Origin of the sequence: Pseudonocardia sp. ICBG1293, assembly GCF_020131355.1 — a bacterium.
Classification (GTDB): domain Bacteria; phylum Actinomycetota; class Actinomycetes; order Mycobacteriales; family Pseudonocardiaceae; genus Pseudonocardia.
In genome coordinates this window covers 238,291-262,210 of the sequence record NZ_JAHLEL010000053.1, presented here as the reverse complement: position 1 = coordinate 262,210, position 23,920 = coordinate 238,291, and the positions used below count along the sequence as shown (strand labels likewise).

Annotated in this window: 23 protein-coding genes; 13 read left to right on the top strand and 10 right to left on the bottom strand. The window is 74.9% G+C overall.

Features of this window, described 5'->3' with window-relative positions:
- Positions 1-10 precede the first annotated feature (10 nt).
- Positions 11-1,597: an alkaline phosphatase gene (locus KPF47_RS30065; RefSeq protein ID WP_224392170.1), complete on the bottom strand. Its 1,587-nt coding sequence runs from the start codon at positions 1,595-1,597 to the stop codon at positions 11-13.
- A 278-nt stretch (positions 1,598-1,875) separates the two neighbouring features.
- Here KPF47_RS30065 and groES point away from each other — a divergent pair, with 278 nt between their 5' ends.
- On the top strand, positions 1,876-2,166 hold the full coding sequence (gene groES / locus KPF47_RS30060) for a co-chaperone GroES (RefSeq protein ID WP_224392169.1): 291 nt from the start codon (positions 1,876-1,878) through the stop codon (positions 2,164-2,166).
- Positions 2,167-2,286: 120 nt separating this feature from the next.
- The gene (groL, locus tag KPF47_RS30055) at positions 2,287-3,909 is read left to right on the top strand and encodes a chaperonin GroEL (protein ID WP_224392168.1); all 1,623 of its coding nucleotides are present in this window, start codon (positions 2,287-2,289) and stop codon (positions 3,907-3,909) included.
- Positions 3,910-4,081: 172 nt separating this feature from the next.
- On the opposite strand, the gene KPF47_RS30050 is transcribed toward groL, so the two are convergent.
- Positions 4,082-4,423: a WhiB family transcriptional regulator gene (locus KPF47_RS30050; protein ID WP_073576856.1), complete on the bottom strand. Its 342-nt coding sequence runs from the start codon at positions 4,421-4,423 to the stop codon at positions 4,082-4,084.
- Positions 4,424-4,507: 84 nt separating this feature from the next.
- On the opposite strand from KPF47_RS30050, the gene KPF47_RS30045 reads away from it, so the two are divergent.
- From KPF47_RS30045 to KPF47_RS30030, 4 genes are all read left to right on the top strand, one after another.
- Entirely contained in the window at positions 4,508-5,551 is a 1,044-nt protein-coding gene (locus KPF47_RS30045) for a hypothetical protein (protein WP_224392167.1), read from the top strand.
- 202 nt (positions 5,552-5,753) lie between these two features.
- Complete coding sequence (locus KPF47_RS30040) at positions 5,754-6,350, top strand: response regulator transcription factor (RefSeq protein WP_010225624.1); 597 nt, start codon at positions 5,754-5,756, stop codon at positions 6,348-6,350.
- Positions 6,351-7,137: 787 nt separating this feature from the next.
- Positions 7,138-7,713 (top strand): sigma-70 family RNA polymerase sigma factor, encoded by a 576-nt coding sequence (locus KPF47_RS30035; protein ID WP_224392166.1) that lies wholly within the window; start codon positions 7,138-7,140, stop codon positions 7,711-7,713.
- Positions 7,706-8,902, top strand: coding sequence for an anti-sigma-D factor RsdA (locus tag KPF47_RS30030; protein ID WP_224392165.1), 1,197 nt, complete (start codon positions 7,706-7,708; stop codon positions 8,900-8,902). Before KPF47_RS30035 ends, KPF47_RS30030 begins: the two co-directional genes overlap by 8 nt.
- Positions 8,903-8,985: 83 nt before the next feature.
- Here KPF47_RS30030 and KPF47_RS30025 read toward each other — a convergent pair whose 3' ends face one another.
- Positions 8,986-9,393, bottom strand: a complete 408-nt coding sequence (locus tag KPF47_RS30025) for a DUF5319 domain-containing protein (RefSeq protein ID WP_224392164.1) — start codon at positions 9,391-9,393, stop codon at positions 8,986-8,988.
- 150 nt (positions 9,394-9,543) lie between these two features.
- On the opposite strand from KPF47_RS30025, the gene guaB reads away from it, so the two are divergent.
- Both guaB and KPF47_RS30015 read left to right on the top strand, forming a co-directional pair.
- A complete protein-coding gene (gene guaB / locus KPF47_RS30020) occupies positions 9,544-11,055 on the top strand; it encodes an IMP dehydrogenase (RefSeq protein WP_224392163.1) in 1,512 nt (503 codons plus the stop codon).
- A 73-nt stretch (positions 11,056-11,128) separates the two neighbouring features.
- Positions 11,129-12,253 (top strand): GuaB3 family IMP dehydrogenase-related protein, encoded by a 1,125-nt coding sequence (locus KPF47_RS30015; protein ID WP_224392162.1) that lies wholly within the window; start codon positions 11,129-11,131, stop codon positions 12,251-12,253.
- 122 nt (positions 12,254-12,375) lie between these two features.
- Here the strand turns inward: KPF47_RS30015 and KPF47_RS30010 are convergent, their stop codons facing one another.
- Positions 12,376-12,864: an FBP domain-containing protein gene (locus KPF47_RS30010; protein WP_224392161.1), complete on the bottom strand. Its 489-nt coding sequence runs from the start codon at positions 12,862-12,864 to the stop codon at positions 12,376-12,378.
- Positions 12,865-12,958: 94 nt separating this feature from the next.
- Here KPF47_RS30010 and KPF47_RS30005 point away from each other — a divergent pair, with 94 nt between their 5' ends.
- Positions 12,959-13,393, top strand: coding sequence for a hypothetical protein (locus KPF47_RS30005; protein ID WP_224392160.1), 435 nt, complete (start codon positions 12,959-12,961; stop codon positions 13,391-13,393).
- A 34-nt stretch (positions 13,394-13,427) separates the two neighbouring features.
- Here the strand turns inward: KPF47_RS30005 and KPF47_RS30000 are convergent, their stop codons facing one another.
- Positions 13,428-14,366: a LysR family transcriptional regulator gene (locus KPF47_RS30000; protein ID WP_224392159.1), complete on the bottom strand. Its 939-nt coding sequence runs from the start codon at positions 14,364-14,366 to the stop codon at positions 13,428-13,430.
- A 148-nt stretch (positions 14,367-14,514) separates the two neighbouring features.
- On the opposite strand from KPF47_RS30000, the gene KPF47_RS29995 reads away from it, so the two are divergent.
- Positions 14,515-15,012 carry a cupin domain-containing protein gene (locus tag KPF47_RS29995; protein WP_224392158.1) on the top strand — a complete coding sequence of 166 codons (498 nt, stop codon included), beginning with the start codon at positions 14,515-14,517 and terminating at the stop codon, positions 15,010-15,012.
- A 58-nt stretch (positions 15,013-15,070) separates the two neighbouring features.
- Here KPF47_RS29995 and KPF47_RS29990 read toward each other — a convergent pair whose 3' ends face one another.
- Positions 15,071-15,997 (bottom strand): hypothetical protein, encoded by a 927-nt coding sequence (locus tag KPF47_RS29990; RefSeq protein ID WP_224392157.1) that lies wholly within the window; start codon positions 15,995-15,997, stop codon positions 15,071-15,073.
- 157 nt (positions 15,998-16,154) lie between these two features.
- On the opposite strand from KPF47_RS29990, the gene guaA reads away from it, so the two are divergent.
- Entirely contained in the window at positions 16,155-17,705 is a 1,551-nt protein-coding gene (gene guaA, locus KPF47_RS29985) for a glutamine-hydrolyzing GMP synthase (RefSeq protein WP_224392156.1), read from the top strand.
- A gap of 152 nt (positions 17,706-17,857) precedes the next feature.
- Here guaA and KPF47_RS29980 read toward each other — a convergent pair whose 3' ends face one another.
- The gene (locus KPF47_RS29980; protein ID WP_224392155.1) at positions 17,858-18,064 is read right to left on the bottom strand and encodes a hypothetical protein; all 207 of its coding nucleotides are present in this window, start codon (positions 18,062-18,064) and stop codon (positions 17,858-17,860) included.
- Positions 18,057-19,304 carry a PspC domain-containing protein gene (locus KPF47_RS29975; RefSeq protein ID WP_224392154.1) on the bottom strand — a complete coding sequence of 416 codons (1,248 nt, stop codon included), beginning with the start codon at positions 19,302-19,304 and terminating at the stop codon, positions 18,057-18,059. Before KPF47_RS29975 ends, KPF47_RS29980 begins: the two co-directional genes overlap by 8 nt.
- A gap of 426 nt (positions 19,305-19,730) precedes the next feature.
- Here KPF47_RS29975 and KPF47_RS29970 point away from each other — a divergent pair, with 426 nt between their 5' ends.
- Positions 19,731-21,026: a PspC domain-containing protein gene (locus KPF47_RS29970; protein ID WP_374108920.1), complete on the top strand. Its 1,296-nt coding sequence runs from the start codon at positions 19,731-19,733 to the stop codon at positions 21,024-21,026.
- Positions 21,023-21,727 carry a response regulator transcription factor gene (locus KPF47_RS29965; protein ID WP_224392152.1) on the top strand — a complete coding sequence of 235 codons (705 nt, stop codon included), beginning with the start codon at positions 21,023-21,025 and terminating at the stop codon, positions 21,725-21,727. Before KPF47_RS29970 ends, KPF47_RS29965 begins: the two co-directional genes overlap by 4 nt.
- Before the next feature lie 64 nt (positions 21,728-21,791).
- Here KPF47_RS29965 and KPF47_RS29960 read toward each other — a convergent pair whose 3' ends face one another.
- The gene (locus KPF47_RS29960) at positions 21,792-23,198 is read right to left on the bottom strand and encodes a hypothetical protein (protein WP_224392151.1); all 1,407 of its coding nucleotides are present in this window, start codon (positions 23,196-23,198) and stop codon (positions 21,792-21,794) included.
- 301 nt (positions 23,199-23,499) lie between these two features.
- Complete coding sequence (locus KPF47_RS29955; RefSeq protein WP_374108916.1) at positions 23,500-23,814, bottom strand: chorismate mutase; 315 nt, start codon at positions 23,812-23,814, stop codon at positions 23,500-23,502.
- Between the last annotated feature and the right edge of the window lie 106 nt (positions 23,815-23,920).

Below are 23,920 nucleotides of genomic sequence, written 5' to 3'. Positions count from 1 at the left end.
AACCTACCCCTCAGGCGGGCTGCAGGCCGGGCCGCCGGTCCTCGGTGACGAAGCGGCCACGGGTCTGCACCGGGGCGCCCGGCTGCCGCACGAACGGCACGACCCGGAACTCCGCCTCCATCCGCTCCGCGGTGAACCGGGTGCTCACGTAGCCGCGGCGGTTGTTGTGGAAGCGCACGTGCGGGTTCTCGGCGAGGACGGCGGCGGAGCCGGCCTGCGCCTCCGAGCCGTCGCCGCCGGAGGTGATCGAGCTCGACACCAGCTCGGTGCCGACGACCGGCGCGGCCGGGTCGTCGAAGCGGCGCTTGACGTCGGCGCCCCAGTGGGCGTGCACGTCGCCGGTGAGCACGACGAGGTTGCGGGCCCGGCCGTGCCGGGTCGCCGCGACCCAGGAGTCGACGACGCGGTCGCGTGAGCCCGGGTAGCCGTCCCAGGCGTCGGGGTTGAAGCCGCGCCCGGCGCCGGGGGTGAAGTCGACCTGGGAGAAGAACACCTGCTGGCCGAGCACGTCCCAGCGGGCGCGGGAGCGGGCGAAGCCGTCGGCGATCCAGCGCTCCTGAGCCGAGCCGGGCAGCGAGCGGGCGGGGTCGGTCCGTTCCGCGCAGTCGCTGCGGAAGGTGTCCCCGCACGGCTGGTCGCCGCGGTACTGGCGGGTGTCGAGCATGTGGAAGGTGACCAGTCCGCCGTAGCCGACGCGCCGGTACAGCCGCATGGCCGCACCGCGCGGGCGCTGGGCGGCGCGCAGCGGCATGTTCTCCCAGTACGCGCGGAACGCGGCGGTCCTGCGGGCGGTGAAGTCGCCGGGTGGGTCGATCGGCAGCTCCCGGACGTCGCCCGCCCAGTTGTTCTCGACCTCGTGGTCGTCGAACACCACCAGCCACGGCGCGGCGGCGTGCGCGGCCTGCAGGTCGGTGTCGGCGTGGTACTGGGCCAGGCGCTGCCGGTAGCCGGCCAGCGTGGTCGTCTCCGGGCCTGCGTGGTCGCGCACGTTCCCGCCGGGCGCGACGTAGTCCTCCGCCGGGTACTCGTAGACGTAGTCGCCCAGGTGCAGCAGGACGTCCGGGCGCTCCTCGGCCATCCGCCGGTACGCGGTGAAGAAGCCGTGCTCGAACTGCGAGCACGAGGTGAAGGCCATGTGCACCGGGGTCATCGCGGCGGGTGGGGGCGCGGTACGGGTGCGGCCCGCCTCGGAGACGGCGCTGCCGACGCGGAAACGGTAGTGGTAGTCGCGGCCCGGGCGCAGGCCGCCGACCTCGACGTGCACGCTGTGGCCCAGGTCCGGGCCGGTGCGCTCGCGGCCCCGGCGTACCACGCGGGTGAACCGCTCGTCCTCGGCGAGCTCCCACTCGACGTCGGTGGACCGGTTCCCGATCCCGCCCAGACCGTCCTCGGCGACCGGGTCGGTCGCCAGCCGGGTCCAGAGCACGACCGAGGTGGGTGCGGGCTCGCCGGAGGCGACGCCCAGCCCGAACGGGTCGCCGGGCGGCCGGGCGGGTGCCGGAGCGGACCCGGCGGTCGCGGGGAGCAGCGGTGCGGTGGCGGTGACGGCGGCGGCGGTGAGTCCGGCGCGCAGCAGCGAACGGCGGGAGGTGACCACGATGTGCAGTGCAACGGTCCCGATCGAGTGACACCGGACCTCCGGGCGGCGCCCGGGTGAACAACCGGCGACGACCGGGTACTCCGGACACACCCCGGTGGCACGGTTGAGCCCCCGCTCGGCTTCTGGCACTCTCATGGATAGAGTGCCAACGCGCGCGGCGGACGAGTCCGCTCCGGCACCCGCGACGGCGGGGCGGGATCGCCACGTGCGTGCTGTGTGACACCGCTACAGAACCCGTGACACCGGATTCACCCCAGGAAGGGGAGGTCATCGTCGTGGCGAACATCAAGCCGCTCGAGGACAAGCTCGTCGTCCAGGCCAGCGATGCGGAGACCACCACCGCCTCCGGCATCGTCATCCCGGACACCGCCAAGGAGAAGCCCCAGGAGGGCAAGGTCCTGGCCGTCGGCCCGGGCCGGGTGGACGACAACGGGAACCGCGTCCCGCTCGACGTGGCCGTGGGCGACGTCGTCATCTACTCGAAGTACGGTGGCACCGAGGTCAAGTACAACGGCGAGGAGTACCTGATCCTCTCCGCGCGCGACGTGCTGGCCGTCGTCAACTGACGCGAGGCATCGCCTGACGTACCGCCCCGGGTGGTCCACCCCACGGTGGTCCGCGCCGGGGCGGTCGCGTTTCTCCCCCGAGAACCAGAGCGAGATCCCGAGAGGTAGCGAGAACAAGACATGGCGAAGCAGATCAGCTTCGACGAGGAGACCCGTCGCGCGCTCGAGCGCGGCGTGAACCAGCTCGCCGACGCGGTGAAGGTGACGCTCGGCCCGCGCGGCCGTCACGTCGTCATCGACAAGAAGTTCGGCGGTCCGACCGTCACCAACGACGGCGTCACGATCGCCCGCGAGGTCGACCTCGAGGACCCGTACGAGAACCTCGGCGCCCAGCTGGCGAAGACCGTGGCGACCAAGACCAACGACGTCGCGGGTGACGGCACCACCACCGCCACCGTGCTGGCCCAGGCGCTGGTCAAGGAGGGCCTGCGCAACGTGGCCGCCGGTGCGGCGCCGTTCGCGCTGGGCCAGGGCATCGCCGCCGCCTCGGCGAAGGTGTCCGAGGTGCTGCTGTCCAAGGCCACCCCGGTCGACGCGAAGAGCCACATCGCGCAGGTGGGCGCCATCGCCTCGCGCGAGCAGGAGATCGGCGACCTGATCGCCCAGGCGATCAACACCGTCGGCAACGACGGCGTGATCACCGTCGAGGAGGGCTCCACCCTCTCGACCGAGCTGGAGATCACCGAGGGTCTGCAGTTCGACAAGGGCTACCTGTCGCCGTACTTCGTCACCGACTCCGAGTCGATGGAGGCGGCGCTCGACGACCCGTACATCCTGCTGCACCGCGACAAGGTCGGGTCCATCCAGGACCTGCTGCCGCTGCTGGAGAAGGTGCTCGGCGAGGGCAAGCCGCTGCTGATCATCGCCGAGGACGTCGAGGGCGAGGCGCTGTCCACCCTGGTCGTCAACTCGATCCGCAAGACGGTCAAGGTCGCCGCGGTCAAGTCGCCGTTCTTCGGTGACCGCCGCAAGGCGTTCATGGACGACCTCGCGGTCGCCACCGGCGGTCAGGTCATCAACCCCGAGGTCGGCCTGAAGCTGAACGAGGCCGGGCTCGAGCTGCTGGGTCGCGCGCGCCGCGTCGTCGTCACCAAGGACGCCACCACGATCGTCGAGGGCGCCGGCTCCAAGGCCGACGTCGAGGGTCGTATCGCGCAGCTCAAGCGCGAGATCGAGGAGTCCGACTCCGACTGGGACAAGGAGAAGCTCCAGGAGCGCCTGGCCAAGCTCTCCGGCGGCGTCGCGGTCATCAAGGCCGGTGCCGCCACCGAGACCGCGCTCAAGGAGCGCAAGCACCGCATCGAGGACGCCGTCGCGGCGACCCGTGCGGCGGTCGAGGAGGGCATCGTCCCCGGCGGCGGCTCCGCGCTGGTGCACGCCGCGGCCGAACTCGACGGCGGCCTCGGCCTGACCGGTGACGCCGCGACCGGTGTCGCGATCGTCCGCAAGGCGCTCTCGGCGCCGCTGTACTGGATCGCCGAGAACGGTGGCGACGAGGGCGCGATCGTCGTGTCCAAGGTCGCCGAGGGCGGCTGGGGGACCGGGTACAACTCGGCCACCCGCTCCTACGGCGACCTGATCGCCGACGGCGTCATCGACCCGGTCAAGGTGACCCGGTCGGCCGTGGAGAACGCCGCGTCCATCGCGCGCATGGTGCTGACCACCGAGAGCGCCGTGGTGGACAAGCCCGAGAAGGAGGAGCCGGCTCCGGCCGGTGGCCACGGGCACGGTCACGGGCACTGAGACCCGGCACCGAGGCTCGGGACCGGGACCCGACACCGGGACCCGGGACCGAGCCACCCCGAGCACGACGACGGCGGGCGACCCGAGGGTCGCCCGCCGTGGTGCGTTGCGGGGCAGGTGGAGGACGTACCGTCCGGTGGGAGATGGGAGCCCCCCGCCGGTCGGGGCTCTCTCAGGCGGTGTGGACGGGAATCTCCACCGGCTGGACGGTCGCCTCGGCGGCGACCTTGAGCGTGCGGCGCGGACCGCGGATGATCGCGTCCCGCTCGGACTCGGACAGGCCGCCCCAGATGCCGTAGGGCTCGTGCACCTTCAGTGCGTGCTCGCGGCACTGCTGCACCACCGGGCACTCGGAACAGACCTGCTTGGCTCGGGTCTCACGACGGGCCCGGGCGGGACCGCGCTCACCCTCGGGATGGAAGAAGAACGCGCTGTCCATCCCCCGGCAGGCTCCCTCCATCTGCCAGTCGTAGATGTCGGCGACCGGGCCGGGAAGCCTCCGGATGTCCGCCATGTTCGTCACCTGCCTTCGCTATCGAACCTGACGTCGCTCAGATTCCCTGGCCATGGCGGCCGCAAACCTGATTCGAGGTGAACGATGGTGCACGTCCGACAGGGTGGCGCATGCCACGCACCGTCAGCGCGGGTCCGGGCCCTGCTCGCCGGGACGGCGGCGGCCGGGGAGGTCGCCGCGGCGGCCGGCGCGGGTGGACCCCCGGAGCTGCGGTGGGCAGCCGCGGTCGCGTGGGGTGGCTCCGGGTACTACGCGGCCGCGGCGTCGCTGCTCGACGGCGTGCGACGGGACCCCGCGGCCGGGGTCGTGGTGCGGGCGCACGCGACGCTCACCCGGGCGTCGCACCTGCGCCAGCTCGGCGGGCACCGCGCCGCGGCGGCACTCGACGGCGACGCGCTCCGGCTCATGCTGCCCGGTGCCGGGCACCCGGCCGATCCCGGGCCGTGGGGCCTGCACCGCGCCGCGGCCGTCGCCGACGCGCTGACCGGGCTCGCCGCGGACGCGCTCGGCCGCCTCGACGCCGGGACGGCGGCCCTGTTGCTGGGCCGGGCCGAGCCGTGGTGCGGGCCGCCGGGGCACCGGACCCGGGTGCGGTACGGCTGGGTGGCCGCCGAGACGGCGCTGGTGGCGAGGGACGTGGCCGGGGCGCTCGCCGCCGCCGACGCGGCCCTCGCGGGCGCCGTGGCACTCGGCTCGGCCCGGCACGTGCTGAAGAGCCGCCTGGTCCGGGCGGTCGCCGCCGGGGTCGCGGGCGCGGACCGGACGGCCGTCGGCGCGGAGCTCGACGCGGTCGCCGCGGACGCGCTTGCACACGGCCTGTTGCCGTTGCACCGCCCCGCCCTGCTGGCCCGGGCCGATCTCGCCGGGCCGCAGGACGTGCCGGTGTGCGACGGGGGTGGCCCGGATGTCGTACCCGATCGCCCGCGTCACGGGCGTCCAGGGGCCGATCGGGGGACGCCGGACGCCGGTTCCGGACCGGTCGTCGGAGCGCGACACGCCGGAGCGTCACCATTCGATACGCGCAGTCGCCGAGCGGATGCGGAGGGTCGCCGACATGCGGTGTTGCACACGGTGAGCGTCCTCTCTACGCGAAGTGACCGTAGTGGGCGGGACCTGCTGCGGGAGTAGTGCCCGGAGTCCGCGCCCGACGATGTACCGTATGGACTACTCCATTCGGCGACACTTCACCCACATGACGCTGAGGCACGTGGGTCAGAGCGCCGAACGGAGGGCACAAAATCGCCCCGACCGTGTCAAGGTGAGAGTGTCACCCGCCGATTCGGAGGGTGAAGCATCACCCGGCTGCAGGAAGCTGCAGGAAGGAATCGTCGTGACGACGGTACTCATCTGCGACGATCGTCGCAGCGTCCGCGAGGGACTGACTCGCGTCATGTCCGCGGTCCCGGGGGTCCAGCGCATCGACTGCGTCGCCCACGGGGACGAGCTCCTCGCCCGCTACGCCCGCCAGTCCGTCGACGTCGTCCTGGTCGGGACGCAGCGTGCTGTGCCCACCGGGGTGGAGGCCACCCGGCGACTGGTGGCCGCCCACCCGCAGGCCAACGTCATCGTCTTCGGAGCCCCGGACGACGCCGGCAGCATCGCCGCCGCCATCGCCGGTGGGGCACGTGGCTACCTGCGCTGGGACGCCTCGCGTCCCGAGCTGGTCGCCGCGCTGGCACACACCCTGGCCAGCACCTCGGTGCCGACCCCGCGCGTCCCCACCGACCCGGGGGTCCAGCTCACCGAGCGGGAGCTCCAGGTGCTGCGCGGGATGAGCCAGGGCAAGAGCAACGGCCAGATCGGCCGCGAGCTCTACCTGTCCGAGGACACCGTGAAGACCCACGCCCGCCGGCTGTTCCGCAAGCTCGGCGTCCGTGACCGCGCGCAGGCCGTGGCCCACGGCTTCCGTCGCGGCCTGGTGTCCTGACCGGGTCACCACCCGGAACGACACGAGTACCCCGGCGAGCGACCGACCCCGAACCGGCCGCTCCACCCCCCACCCGCACGCGGTGGGCATCGTGAGCCGGACCGACCCCCGCGGTCCGGCTCCACGCTCCGGACACCCCGTGTCCGCACCCCCGAACTCCTCCGGCGCCGCGGACCCGCGGCGCCCGTCCGGGCGTCACGCCCGCCCTCCCGCCCCGACCGGTCCCGGGCCGGTACGGCGCCCCGGCCCGGGACGCCGGTCGTGCTCCCCGCGACCGGACCCCGCCGGGGCCGTGCCCGCCGCGGCCATCCGATCCGCCGGACGTCGGTACGCCCGCCCCCGATCGGACCACGGCCGACGAACGGTCGTCAGGGCGCCGGGAGTCGTCACCCCGTGTCCCTCGCGTCCCGGGCTCCACATCCGTCACCGCCGCCCCACGGCGCCGACGGCGACCCGTCCGGGTCCCGCGCCGAACCGGGTGCGACCCGCGCCGGGCGGTCCACCGCCGGTGATCGGACACCGATGATCTCCACTCCGTCCGGTGGTCGCGTTCTGCGGTGGGTGACGAACCGCTCGCCGACCGTGGTCGCCCCGTGGGCGGTTCGCGGTGCGGCACCGCGCAACCCGGGACCGTGCACGATCGTCTGACCCCGCATGGAGCGACTCCCGCAGGCGAGCCCCACTCGGATACGGTGGATCCGAGCCGATCCCACCTGCGAGAACGTGGGTTGCCTCCACGATCGGATGACGCTGCTGGATGCTCGTAACGCCTGGGCGGTTCCCCACGATGAGTGAATCAAGAGACGTTCCCGACGAGTGGATCGAAGCGGCCATGGCCGGCGATCGGTCCGCGGTCGAGCGCGTTCTCGCCATGATTCGGCCCCTCGTCGTGCGCTACTGCCGCGCCCGGCTCGGGACCGACCGAGGGTCCGTCTCGGCGGACGATGTCGCCCAGGAGGTCTGCGTGGCCGTGCTCACGGCGTTGCCGGGGTATCGGGTGCAGGGTCGCCCGTTCCTCGCCTTCGTCTACGGCATCGCGTCCCACAAGGTCATCGACGCGCACCGGGCTGCGTCCCGGAACCGCTCCGAGCCGATGGCCGACGTGCCGGACCGCATCGAGTCGTCCGACGGCCCCGAGTCCCGGGCCCTGCAGGTGGAACTGTCGCAGGAGATGTCCGCGCTCCTGGAGGTCCTTCCGGACAAGCATCGGGAGATCATCGTGTTGCGCGTGGTCGTGGGCCTGTCCGCGGAGGAGACCGCGGCGGCCGTCGGCTCCACACCGGGAGCCGTCCGTGTCGCCCAGCACCGGGCGCTGGGCAGGCTGAGGAAGATGATGAGTGAGGAGGTGGTCCGGGATGCGTGACCAGGGTCCGCACGGTCCGGGCACCCCCCCACCGCCCGGTGAGGGCTGGGAGCGTCCGCCCGCGCCGGTGACGCGTGGCCGCTTCGGCGAGCCCCGCCCGCCCCGCACCAACGGCCACTCCCGCCCGCTCGGCCACCAGGGCCACCCGATGCCGTTCGACGGGCGCACCGTCCCGCAGCCGGCCGTGCCGCGGTACGCCGCGGGCGCCGACGCCTGGGACGACCTGGACGGCCTCGAGGACGACGGGCCGATCGACCTCGTCGAGCTCCAGGCCGACGACGAGCTGATCAACGCACTGTCCTCCGGGCTCGGCGTGTCCGGCCCCGGGCGGCGCGGCTACGACGTCGACGACCACCTGGCCGCGATGCTCTCGTCCTGGAAGGACGAGGTCGACCGCGCCCCGGTCCCGCAGCTCGTCGACGTGGACGAGGCCGTGCAGATCCTGCAGCCGGCGACGCCGTCGCGGAAGGTCTCCTTCCTGCGCCCGCTGATCGCCGCCGCCGCCGTCGCGGCCTGTGCGCTGGCCGTCGTCTCGATCAGCGCGCACGAGGCGCAGCCGGGCGACGCCCTGTGGGGGGTCTCCCGGGTGCTCTACAGCGAGCGCGCCGACCAGGTGCAGGCCGCGACCACGCTGCGCGAGGGCATCGAGCGGGTCAACGCCAAGCTCGCCGCCGGCGACACCGCCGGTGCGCAGCAGGAGCTCGCCGCGCTCGGTCCGCTGGTGGACCGCACCGCACCGGACCTGCGCGACGACTTCGAGCAGCAGAACCGCTTCCTGAGCCAGAAGGTCGCCGAGACCCCGCCGGGCACACCGACCGACCCGCGGTCACCGCTGCGCGACGGGACCCCGGCCCCGCCGCCGCCGGTGTCCGAGGGCGACGAGGACACCCCCACGCGGGAACCACGTCCGTCGGAGCGGCCGACCTCCCCGGAGAGCTCGACCTCGCCCGAGCGCACGCCCGGCGACCCGTCGGTGCTGCGTGGTCCGGGGGAGTCCTCGCCCACGACGACCCCGCCGTCGCCGTCGGAGACCTCCCCGACGACGGAGGGCCAGGCGGACCCGACGACCCCGACGCCGACGCCCTCGACCCGGCCCACGGCGGCCGGGGAGGGGCAGAGCGACCCGTCGGACGAGACCGACCCGCCGTCCTCGACGACGACCGGCGCGGTCAGCAGCACGCCGAACTGACCCGGCAGGGCAGGACGCACGACGGGCCCCGGAGGATCTCCTCCGGGGCCCGTCGTCGGTGTGCGGTGTGCGGCGCCCCGCGCTCAGTCGGCGAGGGTCGCGTCGGCGTAGCCGCGGCAGTACTCCCACGTGACGTAGTGCGCCGGGTCCGGGTCGAAGGCCGGCTCGTGCGGTCGCATCCGGCCCTCGTCGAGCAGCTGCTGCAGGCTGGCGCGCAGCAGGTTCCACTCGTGGAAGTGCTGCTCGCCGCAGTCCGCGCAGTCGACGACGATCCCGCGGACCCCGCGGCCCGCCAGCAGCGCCTGGTACACGGCCAGGTCCGCCAGGTCGGCCAGGATCTCGCCGCGGTCGGTCTCGTCCAACGGGGGGACATCGGAGTCACCGGAACCCGGCCACGGGCCGTCACCACGGTCGTCGTAGGCCTGCATCGAGAGCGCAGGGTCATCCGGGTCTCCGGCGAACGGGTCCGGTGGCAGCGCCTCTGGTGACACGGCGTACACGCTACCGGTGCAGGGGGGTCGGGCCCCGGCCCACCCCGGGGTGGTGGACGTACGATGGCTGCCTGCGGCGGGAGCCCGCCGTCAGCGTCGACCGCACCGCCTCGACAACACTGCTTCGACCGCAAGAGGAGCCCGGGAGAGATGACGAGCGAGATGGGCGGTCTGCCGGACAAGTTCGCGATGCTCGGACTGACCTTCGACGACGTGCTGCTGCTGCCCGCCGAGTCGGACGTGATCCCCAGCTCGGCCGACACGTCCAGCCAGGTGACCCGCCGGGTGCGGGTCCAGGTGCCGCTGGTGTCGTCCCCGATGGACACCGTGACCGAGTCCCGGATGGCCATCGCGATGGCCCGTGCCGGCGGTCTCGGCGTGCTGCACCGCAACCTGTCCCCGGACGCCCAGGCGGCCCAGGCCGAGGTCGTGAAGCGGTCCGAGGCCGGCATGGTGACCGACCCGGTGACCTGCAGTCCCGACGCGACCCTGGCCGACGTCGACGCCCTGTGCGCGAAGTTCCGGATCTCCGGTGTGCCGGTGACCGACGAGACCGGCCACCTCGTGGGGATCATCACCAACCGCGACATGCGCTACGAGGTCGACACCGACCGGCCCGTGTCCGAGGTCATGACCCGCGCGCCCCTGGTGACGGCCAAGGTCGGCGTCACCGCGGAGGCGGCCCTGGGGCTGCTGCGCCGGCACAAGCTGGAGAAGCTGCCGATCGTCGACGGCGACGACATGCTGCGCGGCCTCATCACGATCAAGGACTTCAACAAGACCGAGCAGTACCCGCTGGCGACCAAGGACCCGGACGGACGGCTCGTCGTCGCCGCCGCGGTCGGTGTCGGCGACGACGCCTACGCCCGCTCGATGCAGCTCGTCGAGGCCGGTGTGGACGTGCTGATGGTCGACACCGCGCACGGCCACTCCCGCCGGGTGCTGGAGACCGTCGCCAAGCTGCGCGCCGAGGTGGGCGACCACGTCGACGTCGTCGGCGGGAACGTGGCCACCTACGAGGGTGCGAAGGCACTCGTCGAGGCCGGTGCCGACGCGGTCAAGGTCGGGGTCGGCCCGGGCTCGATCTGCACCACCCGGGTGGTCGCCGGCGTCGGCGCCCCGCAGATCACCGCGATCTACGAGGCCACCCGGGCGTGCGCCCCGGCCGGCGTCCCGGTCATCGGCGACGGCGGCATCCAGTACTCCGGCGACGTCGCCAAGGCCATCGCGGCCGGCGCGTCCACGGTCATGCTGGGCTCGCTGCTGGCCGGTACCGCGGAGTCGCCCGGTGAGGTCGTGCTCGTCGGTGGCAAGCAGTTCAAGACCTACCGGGGGATGGGGTCGCTCGGCGCCATGCAGGGCCGTGCCGGTGCCGCGGGCCGGTCGTACTCCAAGGACCGCTACGCCCAGGACGACGTGCTCAGCGAGGACAAGCTCGTCCCCGAGGGCATCGAGGGCCGGATCCCGTTCCGCGGGCCGCTGTCCTCGGTCGTGCACCAGCTCGGCGGCGGGCTGCGCTCGGGCATGGGCTACGTCGGTGCGCAGACCATCCCGGACCTGCAGCAGGCACGCCTGGTGCGGATCACCGCGGCCGGTCTGAAGGAGAGCCACCCGCACGACATCACGATGACCGTCGAGGCACCCAACTACGCGGCGCGGTAGCGTCCGTCGGCGCCGCCGGCTCGTCACGGGGGCCGCAGCACCGCCCTGAGTGGCGCCGCTTAGGGTGGTGCCCGTGCGTGACCTCGTGGAGATCGGGATGGGCCGGGAGGCCCGTCGTGCCTACGACCTCGACCAGATCGAGATCGTCCCGTCGCGGCGGACCCGCAGCTCGAAGGCCGTCTCGACGGCCTGGCAGCTCGACGCCTACCGCTTCGACATCCCGCTGATGACCCACCCCACCGACGCGGTGGTGTCGCCGGACTCGGCGGTGCGGATCAGCGAGCTCGGCGGGCTGGGGGTGCTGAACGCGGAGGGTCTGTGGGCCCGGCACGCCGACCCGAAGGGCGCACTCGAGCGCGTCGTCGCGGCGGCCACCGGCGACGAGCCGGACTCCGCGGTCGCCCTGCTGCAGGAGCTGCACCAGGCCCCGATCCAGCACGACCTCATCACCGAGGCGCTGCGCCCGCTGCGGGAGAGCTCGCACACCGTGGCGGCGCGGGTCAGCCCGCAGCGCGCCCGTGAGCTCACCCCGGCGCTGCTCGCCGCGGGCGTCGAGATCCTCGTCGTGCAGGGCACGATCGTCTCCGCCGAGCACGTCTCGGACGGCGAGCCGCTGAACCTCAAGGACTTCATCGCCGACCTGGACGTGCCGGTCGTCGCCGGCGGGGTCGGGGACTACCGCACCGCGCTGCACCTGATGCGCACCGGCGCCGCCGGCGTGATCGTCGGGTACGGGCAGTCCACCTCGACCACCACCGACGAGGTGCTGGGGGTCGGCGTCCCGATGGCGACCGCGATCGTCGACGCGGCGGCGGCGCGGCGCGACTACCTCGACGAGACCGGCGGCCGGTACGTGCACGTGATCGCCGACGGCGGCATCGGCACCTCCGGTGACATCGCCCGTGCCGTGGCCTGCGGAGCCGACGCGGTCATGCTCGGCGAGCAGCTCGCCGAGGCCGCGGAGTCCCCGGCCGGCGGGCTCTACTGGACCTCCTCGGCCGCGCACCCGTCGCTGCCGCGGTCGGAGGTGACCGGGCTCGCGCGGTCCGGACGGACCCTGGAGCAGGTGCTGTTCGGGCCGACCGACAGCCCGTACGGCACCACGAACCTGTTCGGAGCGCTGCGCCGGGCGATGGCGAAGACCGGCTACTCCGACCTCAAGGAGTTCCAGCGGGTCGGGCTGAACCTGCGGACCTGAGCCCTCCTCCGTCGCACGAACGGGCCCTTCGTACGAACCTTTCGTACGAAGGGCCCGTTCGTGCGTGGAGGGGGTTGCGAGCTCGCGCGTGGCGAGGGGCCCGGGTCCCGTGCGCGGGGAGGTCAGCCGGTGACGGCGGAGACGAACTCCGCGGCCCGCTCCCGCAGCCCGGCCCGCCGCTCGTCGACGGTCGTGCCGGGGGTGGGTCGGAGCGCGGCCGTCGCCGCCTCGACCCGGACGTGCTCGGCGCACGCCAGGTCGGCGCAGATGTAGGTGCCGACGGTGTCTCCCTGGCGCCCCTTCGCGCCGCGGCGGGGTGCGGCGAACAGCGCGACCCCGCCGACGGTGTGGGTGGTCCGACACAGCGCGCACATCGCCGCGGACCGGGCGCCGCCGGAGGTCGCGCGCAGGACGACACCGGCCGGTCCGTCGTCGGTCGGGACGAGCAGCACCCCGCGGTCGGGGGCCTTCGGGTCCCGCCAGCCGCGGACGTCCTCGAGCCGGTCCGGGTCCGGGTCACGGACCCACGCGGGCAGGACCATCCGCTTCGCCTCCCCCTGCGAGCAGTTGGTCAGGGAGCTGCGGATCCGGGTCTCGGTCGGGCTGGTCACGGCGGGCCACGCTAGGCCCCGCCGCGGCGCGGGTCGAGCGGGTTTCGCAGCGGTAGGTTCGACGACGACGCCGTCGTCAGCCGGGAGGAACCCGATGAGCCGCCCCACCGCCGGAGCCGCCATGGGCGGTGGACGTGCCTTCGTCGACGCGACCGGGACGCCGGTGCCGCTGCGCGGTCCGGTCGTCCGGGTGGTGGCGACCGACCCCGGGGTGGGGGCGCTGCTGCAGGAGCTGGGCGCGCAGCTGGTCGGCTGCGCGGGGACGCTCGAGGGCGTCGAGCCCGTCGGCGACGAGCGCAGCCCCGACCCGCAGGCGGTGCGGGCGCTGCGCCCGGACGCGATCGTCACCGGGACGGCCGGGGGCCGGTACGACCTCGCCGACCCGGCCCTGCTCGGGCGGCTGCGCGACATCGCGCCGACGGTCGCGGTCGACCTGGGGCGTCGCGCGGCGAGTGCGGCGGACCTGCGTGCGCTGCTGGGGTCGGTTCAGCCGCCGCCGCTGCGGTCCCGTGGGCGGCACGAGGACTGAGCCCCGTCCCGCCACCTCGTCCGGAACCGGTCGCTCAGGGACCGGGGTCGCTGTGCGGGTGCGCCTCCCGGGCGGCGGCACTGCCGGTGCCGGTCAGGGTGGCACGGGCCGCCGTCACGAAGTCGCCCACGAGCTCGGAGTCGTCGTCGGACCGCCAGAGGGCGACCACCTCGCAGGGCGGCACCCCGTCGATCGCGACGGTCGTGCAGCCGGGGTGTACCTGGTGCGGCACGGCGCCCGCGGGGATGAACGAGATGCACGTCCCCGACGCCACCCACTCGTTGCTGTCCGCGGTCCGCTCCACGAGCGGGCCGCCGGGCGCGGGGCGGCCGCCGGGGCGTGGGTCGACCCGCCAGAACGCGTTCCACAGCGGGTCGGGGAACACCGGGACGGGGTCGTCGGCGATCTCCGCGAAGGTCGTGCTCGCCCGGCCGGCCAGCCGGTGCCGTGTCGACACCATCAGCACCCGGCCCTCCCGGTGGAGGGGCGCCACCGACAGCCCGGCGGTCGGCAGCGGCAGCCGGGCGACGACCACGTCGACGAGCTCCTCGTGCAGCGCCCGTACCGGCTCGTCCCAGCCGAGGTGCCGGGTCTGCACCTCGGCGTCGGGGTGGCGGCGGCGCAGCGGCACCAGTGCGGCCGTCACGACCAGGTTGGTGGTGTAGCCGACCCGGATCCGGCGTGGCCGCGCGGCGGCCCGTGCGGCGGCCACCCCGCGGGACGCCTCCCGGTGCAGGTCCCGGGCGAACGGCCGGAACGCCTCGCCCGCCGCGGTGAGCCGTGCGCCCCGGGACGTGCGACGGAACAGCGCCACACCGAGCTGTTCCTCGAGCCGGCGGATGCTGCGGCTCAGGGCCGGTTGGCCGAGGTAGAGCTCCGCCGCCGCGCGGCCGAAGTGACCGTGCTCGGCGAGACAGAGGAAGTACCGCACCAACCGCAGGTCCAGATCGACCGGGGTCACCTCGTCCGCCACCGGTCGGACCCTACCCAGGGCCACGGCCGTCCCGGCCGGTCCGATGCCCGGAACGTATCGGGCGACGCGGATCCGGACTTGGACGCCGCGACCGTCGCGACCCGACAGTGGGGAGGACCTCGATGTCTCCCGACCGGAGGGTTCGACCATGACCCAGCACGACACGACGACCACCCACGGCGTCCCGGTGATCTCCCGGCCCGGTGAACGCGAACTCGTCCGCTACTACGGGACGGAGCTCGCCGTCGCACTGCGATCGGTCCAGACCGGCGGACAGTTCTACCTGCACGTCGCGGAGCTCACGGCGGCGGACGCGCCCCCGCTGCACGTCCACACCCGCGAGGACGAGATCTGGGTCGTCGAGTCCGGCACCTTCCGGTTCTGGATCGGCGGCACGTCGCTGGACACCGCAGGCACCCACGACGTCGGCCCGGGCAGCATCGTCTACGGCCCCCGCGGCGTGGCCCACACCTTCCAGGTGCTCGACCCGGTCGGGCGGGTCGCCGTCCTGGTGAGCCCGCCCCGCAGCGAGGACTACTTCCTCGGGGTCGGTCCCGCCGAGGGCCGGGAGGACTTCGACCACCTGGACCGGCTGGAGGACTTCGGCATCCACGTCCTGGACCGCGCACCGGTCGACGGGGCCTGACCGCGGCGACGGCGTCACCGCCGGGACACCGGCCGGGGTCGCGGCGCGAGGAGCGGGCTCAGCCCGCCAGGACGGTCCGGACCCGGTCGGTGACAGCGGTCAGGTCCTCGCGCACCAGGTCGGCCTGCGTGGTGAAGACCGACAGCTGCGACGGGTCCAGCGCGAGCGCCCCGGAGGTCCCCGCGGTGGCGGCGGCGGAGCCGTGGTCGAGCAGCGCGGCCCACGACCTCTGCGCGACGGCGTCGGGCACGGCGTCGTGGGCCCGTGCGGCATCGACGGCGGCCTGCAGCCGTCCGCAGGCGACGGCGAGCGCGACCGCGTCCTGACGACCCGCGGCGTCGGCGACGCGGGTGAAGCCGTCGCCGATCGCGGTCAGGTGGGTGAGGCCGCCGTTGTCGCGCCACGCGGTCATGGCGACGACCGGGTCCCCGGCGTGGATGCCGGTCCCGGCGGCGGAGGCGACCAGCGACGCGACGACCGTGGGCGGCTGCGCGGGGCCCTGCGGCACCGTCGCCCCGGACGCGGTCACGGTCGTCGGGGTCGGCAGCGGCGATACCGCGGCGGGGGTCATGAGCAGCCCGGCGGCGGCGATCGCGGCGGTACCGGTGGCGGCGGCGCAGAGGAACACCGGCAGGATCCGGGCCCGGAACGCGCGGGCGCGGGGGACGACCGGGCCCGCGGCGTCCCGGACCGGCTCCGCGAGCGCGGGCTCGGGGACGGGGAACGCGGCGGGTGCCCGGGCCGGGGCGACCGGGCCCGGTGTCCCGCCCAGCAGCCCGGTGGTGCCGAGCGCCCCGAGGCCCAGGGCGTCCACGCCGAGCGCGTCGGTGCCGAGCGCCCCGGCTGCCGGACGGGTCTCCTTCTCCGGGACGGGGCGCTGGGCGGGGACGAACGGCACGGCGGTCGTGGTGGGGGCGTCGTCGACGGCCGGGCCGGCGGGGGAGCCGCCGGTGCCGGTCGTGCGGCCGGGCGGGGTGGTGGCCATCGGGGGGTGCCTCCAGGTCGTGCGGTGCCGTCATCCCCCCATCGGAGCAGCCGGTGCCCGTCGTTACCCCGGTCCGCCCGCGGCCGGTCGGGATCATCAGGATCGACGAGGCGGTACGGACGGCGGGTGACCTGCGCCGCCCGTTTACCCTGGTCGTGTGCAGACCCCGACCGTCCTCGTCGTGGACTACGGCGCCCAGTACGCGCAGCTCATCGCCCGTCGCGTACGCGAGGCGGACGTCTACTCCGAGATCGTGCCCGCGTCCCTGCCCGTCGCCGAGATCGTGGCCCGCGAGCCCGCCGCGGTGATCCTCTCCGGAGGCCCGGCGAGCGTGTACGCCGAGGGTGCCCCGGCGGTCGACCCGGCGCTGTTCGAGGCCGGCATCCCGGTGTTCGGGATGTGCTACGGCTTCCAGGCGATGGCCCGGGCGCTGGGCGGCGAGGTCGCCCACGACGGCACCCGCGAGTACGGCCGCACCGAGGTCGAGCTGACCGGCACCCCCGGCACCCTGCACGAGGGCCTGCCGCGCACGCACCCGGTGTGGATGAGCCACGGCGACTCGGTGACGGCGGCGCCGGCCGGCTTCACCGTCACCGCCTCCACCGACCGGGTCGCGGTCGCCGCCTTCGAGGACACCGACCGGCGCCTCGCCGGCGTGCAGTACCACCCCGAGGTCGGACACTCCCCGCACGGCCAGGAGGTGCTGCGCCGGTTCCTGCACGACGTCGCGGGCATCCGTCCGTCCTGGACGACGGCGTCGATCATCGACGAGACCGTCGAGGCGATCCGGGCCCAGGTCGGCGACGGCCGGGCCCTCTGCGGGCTGTCCGGCGGGGTGGACTCCGCGGTCGCCGCCGCACTCGTCCAGCGCGCCATCGGCGATCGCCTGACCTGCGTGTTCGTCGACCACGGGCTCATGCGGGCCGGGGAACGCGAGCAGGTCGAGAAGGACTTCGTCGCCGCCACCGGCGCCACCCTGCACGTCGCCGAGGCCGCCGACCGCTTCCTCGACGCGCTGGCCGGGGTCACCGAGCCCGAGCAGAAGCGCAAGATCATCGGCCGGGAGTTCATCCGGGTCTTCGAGTCGGCCACCGCCGACGTCGTGGCCGACCACCACGTGGGGTTCCTCGTCCAGGGCACCCTCTACCCGGACGTCGTGGAGTCCGGGGGCGGCGACGGCACCGCGGTCATCAAGAGCCACCACAACGTCGGCGGCCTGCCCGACGACATCGAGTTCGCGCTCGTCGAGCCGCTGCGTGCGCTGTTCAAGGACGAGGTCCGGATGGTCGGCGCCGAGCTCGGACTCCCCGAGGTCATCGTCGGCCGCCAGCCCTTCCCCGGCCCCGGCCTGGGCATCCGCATCATCGGCGAGGTCACCCGCGACCGGCTGGAGACCCTGCGCGCCGCGGATGCGATCGCCCGGGAGGAGCTCACCGCGGCCGGTCTGGACCGCGAGATCTGGCAGTGCCCGGTGGTGCTTCTGGCCGACGTCCGCAGCGTCGGTGTGCAGGGCGACGGCCGCACCTACGGCCACCCGATCGTCCTGCGGCCGGTGTCCAGCGAGGACGCGATGACCGCGGACTGGACCCGGCTGCCCTACGACGTCGTCGAGCGGATCTCGACCCGGATCACCAACGAGGTGTCCGAGGTCAACCGGGTCGTCGTCGACGTGACGAGCAAGCCCCCGGGCACCATCGAGTGGGAGTGACCGGGGCCTGACACGCAGGGGCGGGGCCGATGTCCCGGCCCCGCCCCCACCGGCCCGGGCCCGCGCCGTCCGACCCCCGTCGGACAGCGCTGCCACGCGGGCGGCGCGGGCCCGGCGGTGCTCCCCAGCCCGCCGGCTCCCGTGATGACCGTTCAGTCGTCCGCTGTGGCCCGGGAGTTACGCAGACTCGCCATCAGGAATGCGATCCCCGCCACAACGGCGGTCCCGGCGAGCATCCAGCGCAGGTCGACGACCTCCCAGGGGGCGATCCCGAGGACCCCGCACACCGCCACCAGCAGGGACAGGACCCCGGCGACCAGGGCGAACGGGTCGGCGCGACGGGCGAGCGAGCTATCCACGGGTGACCTCCACGGTTCCCAGCTCGGCCCGCAGGTCGAGCTCCAGCACCCGGCCGCCGGGTCCGTCCGGGCCGGGGTCGTCCACGGTCAGGTCGACGTCGCGCCCGGAGCGGCTCTGTCCGTCGACGGTCAGGTCGCCGGTGCCCACCGAGCTGCGGACGAGCAGGTCGGCGTCGCGCGGGACCCGGATCTCCACCGACCCGGCGCCGACCTCGGCGCGGGTGCGGACGGGCCCGTCCGCACCGGGCGTCGCGGCGAGGTCGAGGCGGGTCAGGTCGAGCTGGACCGCTCCGGTGCCGCGCCGGTACTCCGGGGCGAGCTGGGCGACGGTGGCGGGCGCCTCGAGGGTCTCCCCGATGCCGCCGCGGACGGCCCAGCCGTCGGGGCCGACGGCGTCGTTGAGCGGGATGGTGGCGGCCGTGAGGAGCGCGAGCAGCACCGCGAACGGCACCAGCCAGCGCCCGGCCCGGCGCAGCGCGCCGACGACCAGCCCGATCCCGACGACGGCCAGGGCGGCCCCGGGGACCGCCGACGCCGGTACCGCGCCCGGTGCGGCCAGGGCGACCACCCCGACCATTCCGGCGACGACGAGCGAGACGGCCAGCGTGACCGGTGTCAGCTTCGACCGGGGTGCCGGGGGCGGAGCCGGCTCCGGGCCCGGTTCGGGGAGGTCCCACGCGAACGGTGCGGCGCCGAGCGGGTCCCAGGCCGGGGGCGTCCCCAGCGCGGTGGTGGGCGCCTGCGCCGGGTCCGCGACCCACGGCACCGCGGGTGTCGGTGTCGCGGCCGCCTCCCGGGCGCCGGGCCGGTTCCCGCGGGTCATGTGCAGGGCGACGAGCAGCGCGAGGGTGACGACCGCGGGGATCAGGCGGTCGGCGGAGAGCACCAGGGGTACGGCGAGCAGCGCGGCCAGCACCAGCAGCGTGACCGACAGCGCGGAGGACGGCCCGCTGCGCGGCGGGGCCGGGCTGCCGGCCGGGCCGGCGTCCGGCAGCACCGCGCAGCCCGCCAGGTAGAGCGGGATGCCGGGACCGACGACCGCCGCGACGACGAACCCGACCCGCACCAGCGTCGGGTCGATCTCGTAGCGGCGCGCGATCGCGGCGGAGACACCGGCGAGCTTGCGGTCGTCGCGCGGGCGCAGCGGCCGGGAGTCCCACATGTCGCGCAGGGTGTCCCGGGCCGTCGATGACGACGTGGTCGGCGGTCTGCCGCGCCCGGGCAGCTGCGTCTGGTTCATGGTGGAGAGCCTGCCGTCCGGGCGGGCCCGGCGTCTCGGGGACAACCCCGAGACGACCCCGGTCCGGATCCGGAGGGGATCCGGCGCGCCTCGTGTGACGATGGACCCGTGAACAGCTCGGACTCCTCGACCGGTGGCGTCGCACCGTGGTCGGCGGACGCGCCGACGCGGCCGACCGCGCCCCGGTCCGGCACCGACGGTGGGCGCGCCGGGACCGTGTCGGCCCCGCCACCGGCCGCTCCCGCCGCCGCGCGGGCGGCCGCGGCGCACGACGCGGCGCCGCACGACGCGGCACCGCCCGGTGCTGCTGTGCCCGGTGCTGCTGTGCCCGGTGCTGCTGTGCCCGCCGCCGCCGTGCCCGCCGCCGTCGAGCCGCGGGACGCCGCCGGGGCGGTGGGACCGACCGTCCCGGTCGGCCCGGTGCCCGTGCCGGCCGGCCCGCCCGCGTCGCCGCGCCCGGGCGGCCCCGCGCCCCCGCGGTCCGGAGCACGCACCGCCCCGCTGACCCGTCGTCGCTCGGGACGTCTGCTGGGTGGCGTCGCGGGCGGCGTGGCCGACCACCTCGGTGTCGACGTCCGGTGGATCCGGGCGGCCTTCGTCGTCCTGACCCTGCTCGGCTGGGCCGGAGTGCTGGCCTACGGCCTGCTCTGGGTGTTCGTGCGGCAGGAGACCACGGGCGTCGAGCGGACCGTCACCCGGTCCGAGCGGCTGCAGGCGGCCGGTCTGCTGACGCTCGGGCTGGGGCTGTCGCTGGTCGCGGCAACCTCCGGCTCGGCGGTGCTGGGCTGGATCGCCGGCCCGTTGGGGCTGGCGACGGTCGGTGCGGCCGTCGTGTGGCGGGAGGCCGACGAGGCGCAGCGGCGGCGGTGGGCGCGCGACGCACGCAGCCGCGTGGTGGGCGGCCGTGCGGCGCTGGCCCGCACCCTGCTCGGCGCCGCCCTGGTCCTGACCGGGCTGGCGGTGTTCCTGCTCGGAAACCTGGACCTGGGACAGGTGCGGTTCGGGGTCCTGGCCGCGTTCGCGACGCTGCTCGGCGTCGCGGTCCTCACCGTCCCCTGGTGGGTGCGGCTGGTGCGTGACCTGGGCGAGGAACGCCGGGCCCGGGCGGTCGCCGCCGAGCGCGCCGAGATCGCCGCGCACCTGCACGACTCGGTGCTGCAGACCCTCGCGCTGATCCAGCGCCAGTCCGGTGACCCGCGTGAGGTGCAACGGCTGGCCCGCGGACAGGAACGGGAGCTGCGCGCGTGGCTCTACGGGCCCGACGGGCGGGCCCGCGGCGGCAGCGGCGGGCCGGACGCGGTCGAGACGCTGCTGTCGGTGGCGATCACCCGTGTCGCGGGTGAGGTGGAGGACACCTACGCGGTGGCCGTCGGCCCGGTGCTGGTCGGTGACGTCGATCTCGACGACGACCTGCGGGCCCTGGTGCTGGCGGCGCGCGAGGCCATGGTGAACGCGGCGAAGCACTCGGGGACCTCCGAGGTCGACGTCTACGTCGAGGTCGAGCCCCCCTCGGACGAGGGCCCGGGCGCGGCGGAGGTGTTCGTGCGCGACCGCGGTACCGGGTTCGACCCGGACACGGTCTCCGACGACCGGCACGGTCTCGCGGACTCGGTGCACGCCCGGATGCGTCGCCACGGCGGCACGGTGCGGATCCGCACCGGGGCCGGAGAGGGTACGGAGGTGCGGCTGTCGATGCCGCTGACGGAGAAGGAGACGGCATGACCACCGCCGACGCACCGGGGACCCCGGCCGGGCCGGACGGCACCGGCATCCGGGTCTACCTGGTCGACGACCACGCGTTGTTCCGGTCCGGCGTGCGCGCCGAGCTGGACCGCGGCGACGGACGCAGCCCCGTGCTGGAGGTCGTCGGTGAGGCGGGCTCGGTCGACGAGGCGGTCGCCGGCGTCGGGCACCTGGCCCCGGACGTGGTGCTGCTCGACGTGCACATGCCCGGTGGCGGGGGCGCGGAGATCCTGCGCCGGGCGCGGGCGGCCGGCACCGAGTCGGTGTTCCTGGCGCTGTCGGTGTCCGACGCCGCCGAGGACGTCATCTCGGTGATCCGGTCCGGTGCCCGCGGCTACGTCACGAAGACGATCTCCGGCCGGGACCTGGCCGACGCCGTACGACGGGTGCGGGCCGGCGACGCGGTCTTCTCGCCGCGGCTGGCCGGGTTCGTGCTGGACGCGTTCTCCGACCGTCCGGGGGCGGCCCCGCCGGTGGACCCCGAGATCGACCAGCTGACCAAGCGGGAGCGCGACGTCCTGCGGCTGCTGGCCCGCGGCTACGCCTACAAGGAGATCGCGAAGGAGCTGTTCATCTCGGTGAAGACGGTGGAGACCCACGTGTCGAGCGTGCTGCGCAAGACGCAGACGTCCAACCGGCACGAGCTGTCCCGCTGGGCTTCCGACAGGAGGCTCGTGTAGGTCGCCCCGGCGACCGGAGCGGGCCGGAGGGAGCGTCGGTACCGCAGGAGGCTCGTGCCGGGCGTCAGCCGCCCAGCAGCCCGCCCGCGCTCTTCGTGACGCCGCCGAGCACTCCGCCGACCGGCTCGGTCACGCCGGACAGGGCGGCCCCGACCGGTTCGGTCACCGTGCCGACCACCTGGCCCACGGGCTCGGTGACGGCCTGCAGCGGCTGGGTGGCCTCGGAGGACGAGGAGCCGGTGTTCCCGGTGGCCTTCTTCGCCGAGGTGTCGAGGAGTCCGGTGACCGGCTCGGCGGCCTTCAGGACCGGGCCGGTGAGCGGCTCGGTGCCCTTCAGGACGGGCTCGGTGACCGGCGACAGCGCGCCGAGCACCGGCGTCGTCACCGGCTCGAGGGTGTCGGTGAGGGGCCGGGTGACGGGCTTGACCGCGTCCGTCACCGGGCGGACGGCCTCGGTCACGGGGGACACGGCACCGCCGAGGGTCCGCCCGACCGGTGCCGCGACCTGCGCGACCGGGGCGACGACGCCGCCGACGACGCCGCCGACGGCGTCGCCGACCGGGCGGACGTTCTCGGTGACGTCCTGGATCGGGCCGGTGCTGGTCCCGCCGCGCGACGGCGGGGTGCCGGTCACGGGCTCGAGGAGATTGCCCGCGGGCGGCCGGTCCGGGTTGTTGATCGGCGCGACGATCGGGGCGAGCGGGGACCCCGTCCCGCCGGGTCCGCGCGGCGCCGGGACCGACGGGGAACCGGTGCCCGGGTCGCCGGTCGAGGGCGGGGTGGCGGGCGTACGCGGCGCGGGGACCGTGGGCCCGGTGGCGGTACCCGGGGCGACGCCCGCGGCGACCGCCTGCGCCGGCTGCCGGGGACCGAAGGCGACGGCCATCCAGTCGGTGGCACCGGGGGCGGTGGCAGGGACGTCGGGCAGCGGGGAGCTGAGCGCCACGTTGGCCGGGAGGTACTGGGCGGGCAGCGTGTCCGGGGTGCCCGCGGTGGGCAGCCCGAAGCCGGGGAACAGGCCGTCGGCGGCGGCACGCGCGTCGGAGTTCTCGGTGCCGACGCCGTTGTAGAGGGCGGCGCCGAGCACGGAGCCCGCGGCGAGCAGCGCGCCGGCGACCGCACCGGCGCGACGACGACCGGACCCCTGACGACCGGCCCAGCCCTCGGCGCCCTCGGCGGTGCGGGGCTGCGGGAGGTCGATGTCCGGCCAGCCGCCCGGGGCGCCGGCGGCGGCGATGTCCCCTGCCGAGGCGGCCTCGGCGGACGCACCCTCGGCCACCGGGGGACGACCCTCGCGGCGCAGCAGGTCACCGACGGACAGCACCGGCCCGGTCAGCGGACCGGTCCCGTCGGAGGAGGCGTGGGAGGCACGCGAGTGACGCGCCAGCAGTTCGGCGACGCTCACCACGTCGCGGCGCCCGGTGGCGCCGGGGGCGCCGGGGAGCGGGGCTCGGCCAGGTGTGTCGGTCACGGCCGCACGTCCTCCTTCGAGTCATTTCGACCCGGGAAGATGTACCGGAAAGTGCCCTCGATCCCCAAGTGATCACCCTCCGCTCGTCGCAGATCACCCGATCGGGTGGTTCCCGTTCATCGGCCGTATCCGACCGCTCGCCCTGCTCGTTGCCCCGCAAGGCAACCATCCTGCGACCACCCCCGGGTCGGAGTCCCAGGTCGGGCCCCTGCGGGTGTGCCGCCCTGTGCACTGCGCGTGAATCGCCGAACGGTCGTCACCTCGGCGGCGCCCACCGGGTGTGACCGCGTGTCGCCGGGGGTCAGCGACCGCCGAGCCGTCCGCGGCCCAGCCGCAGCAGCATCATCGCCAGCTCGCGCCCCTCGGGGCCGAGGTCGGCGAAGCGGTCCAGCACCGCCATCTCGCGGCTGTAGACGATGCGCGGCCCGCCCGCGGCCATCCGCGCGGCGCCGATGCGCTTCGAGACCTCGGTGCGGCGCAGGATCGCGTCGAGGATCTCGGAGTCGAGCCGGTCGATCTCCTGGCGCAGCTGCTCGATCTCGGGGTCGGCTCCGGTGCGCACCTCGGTGCTCGTGCCGGAGCTCGGCTGCGGGGCGGCGGGGTCGGTCACGGTCATGGTCTCCTCGTCTCGGTCACGGGCCGTCGGGACCGAGGACGTACGAACGCCCCGGGTCCGTCGGACTCCGGGGCGTGCGGGTGGCGTCTGGGCTCAGACGGGCGGC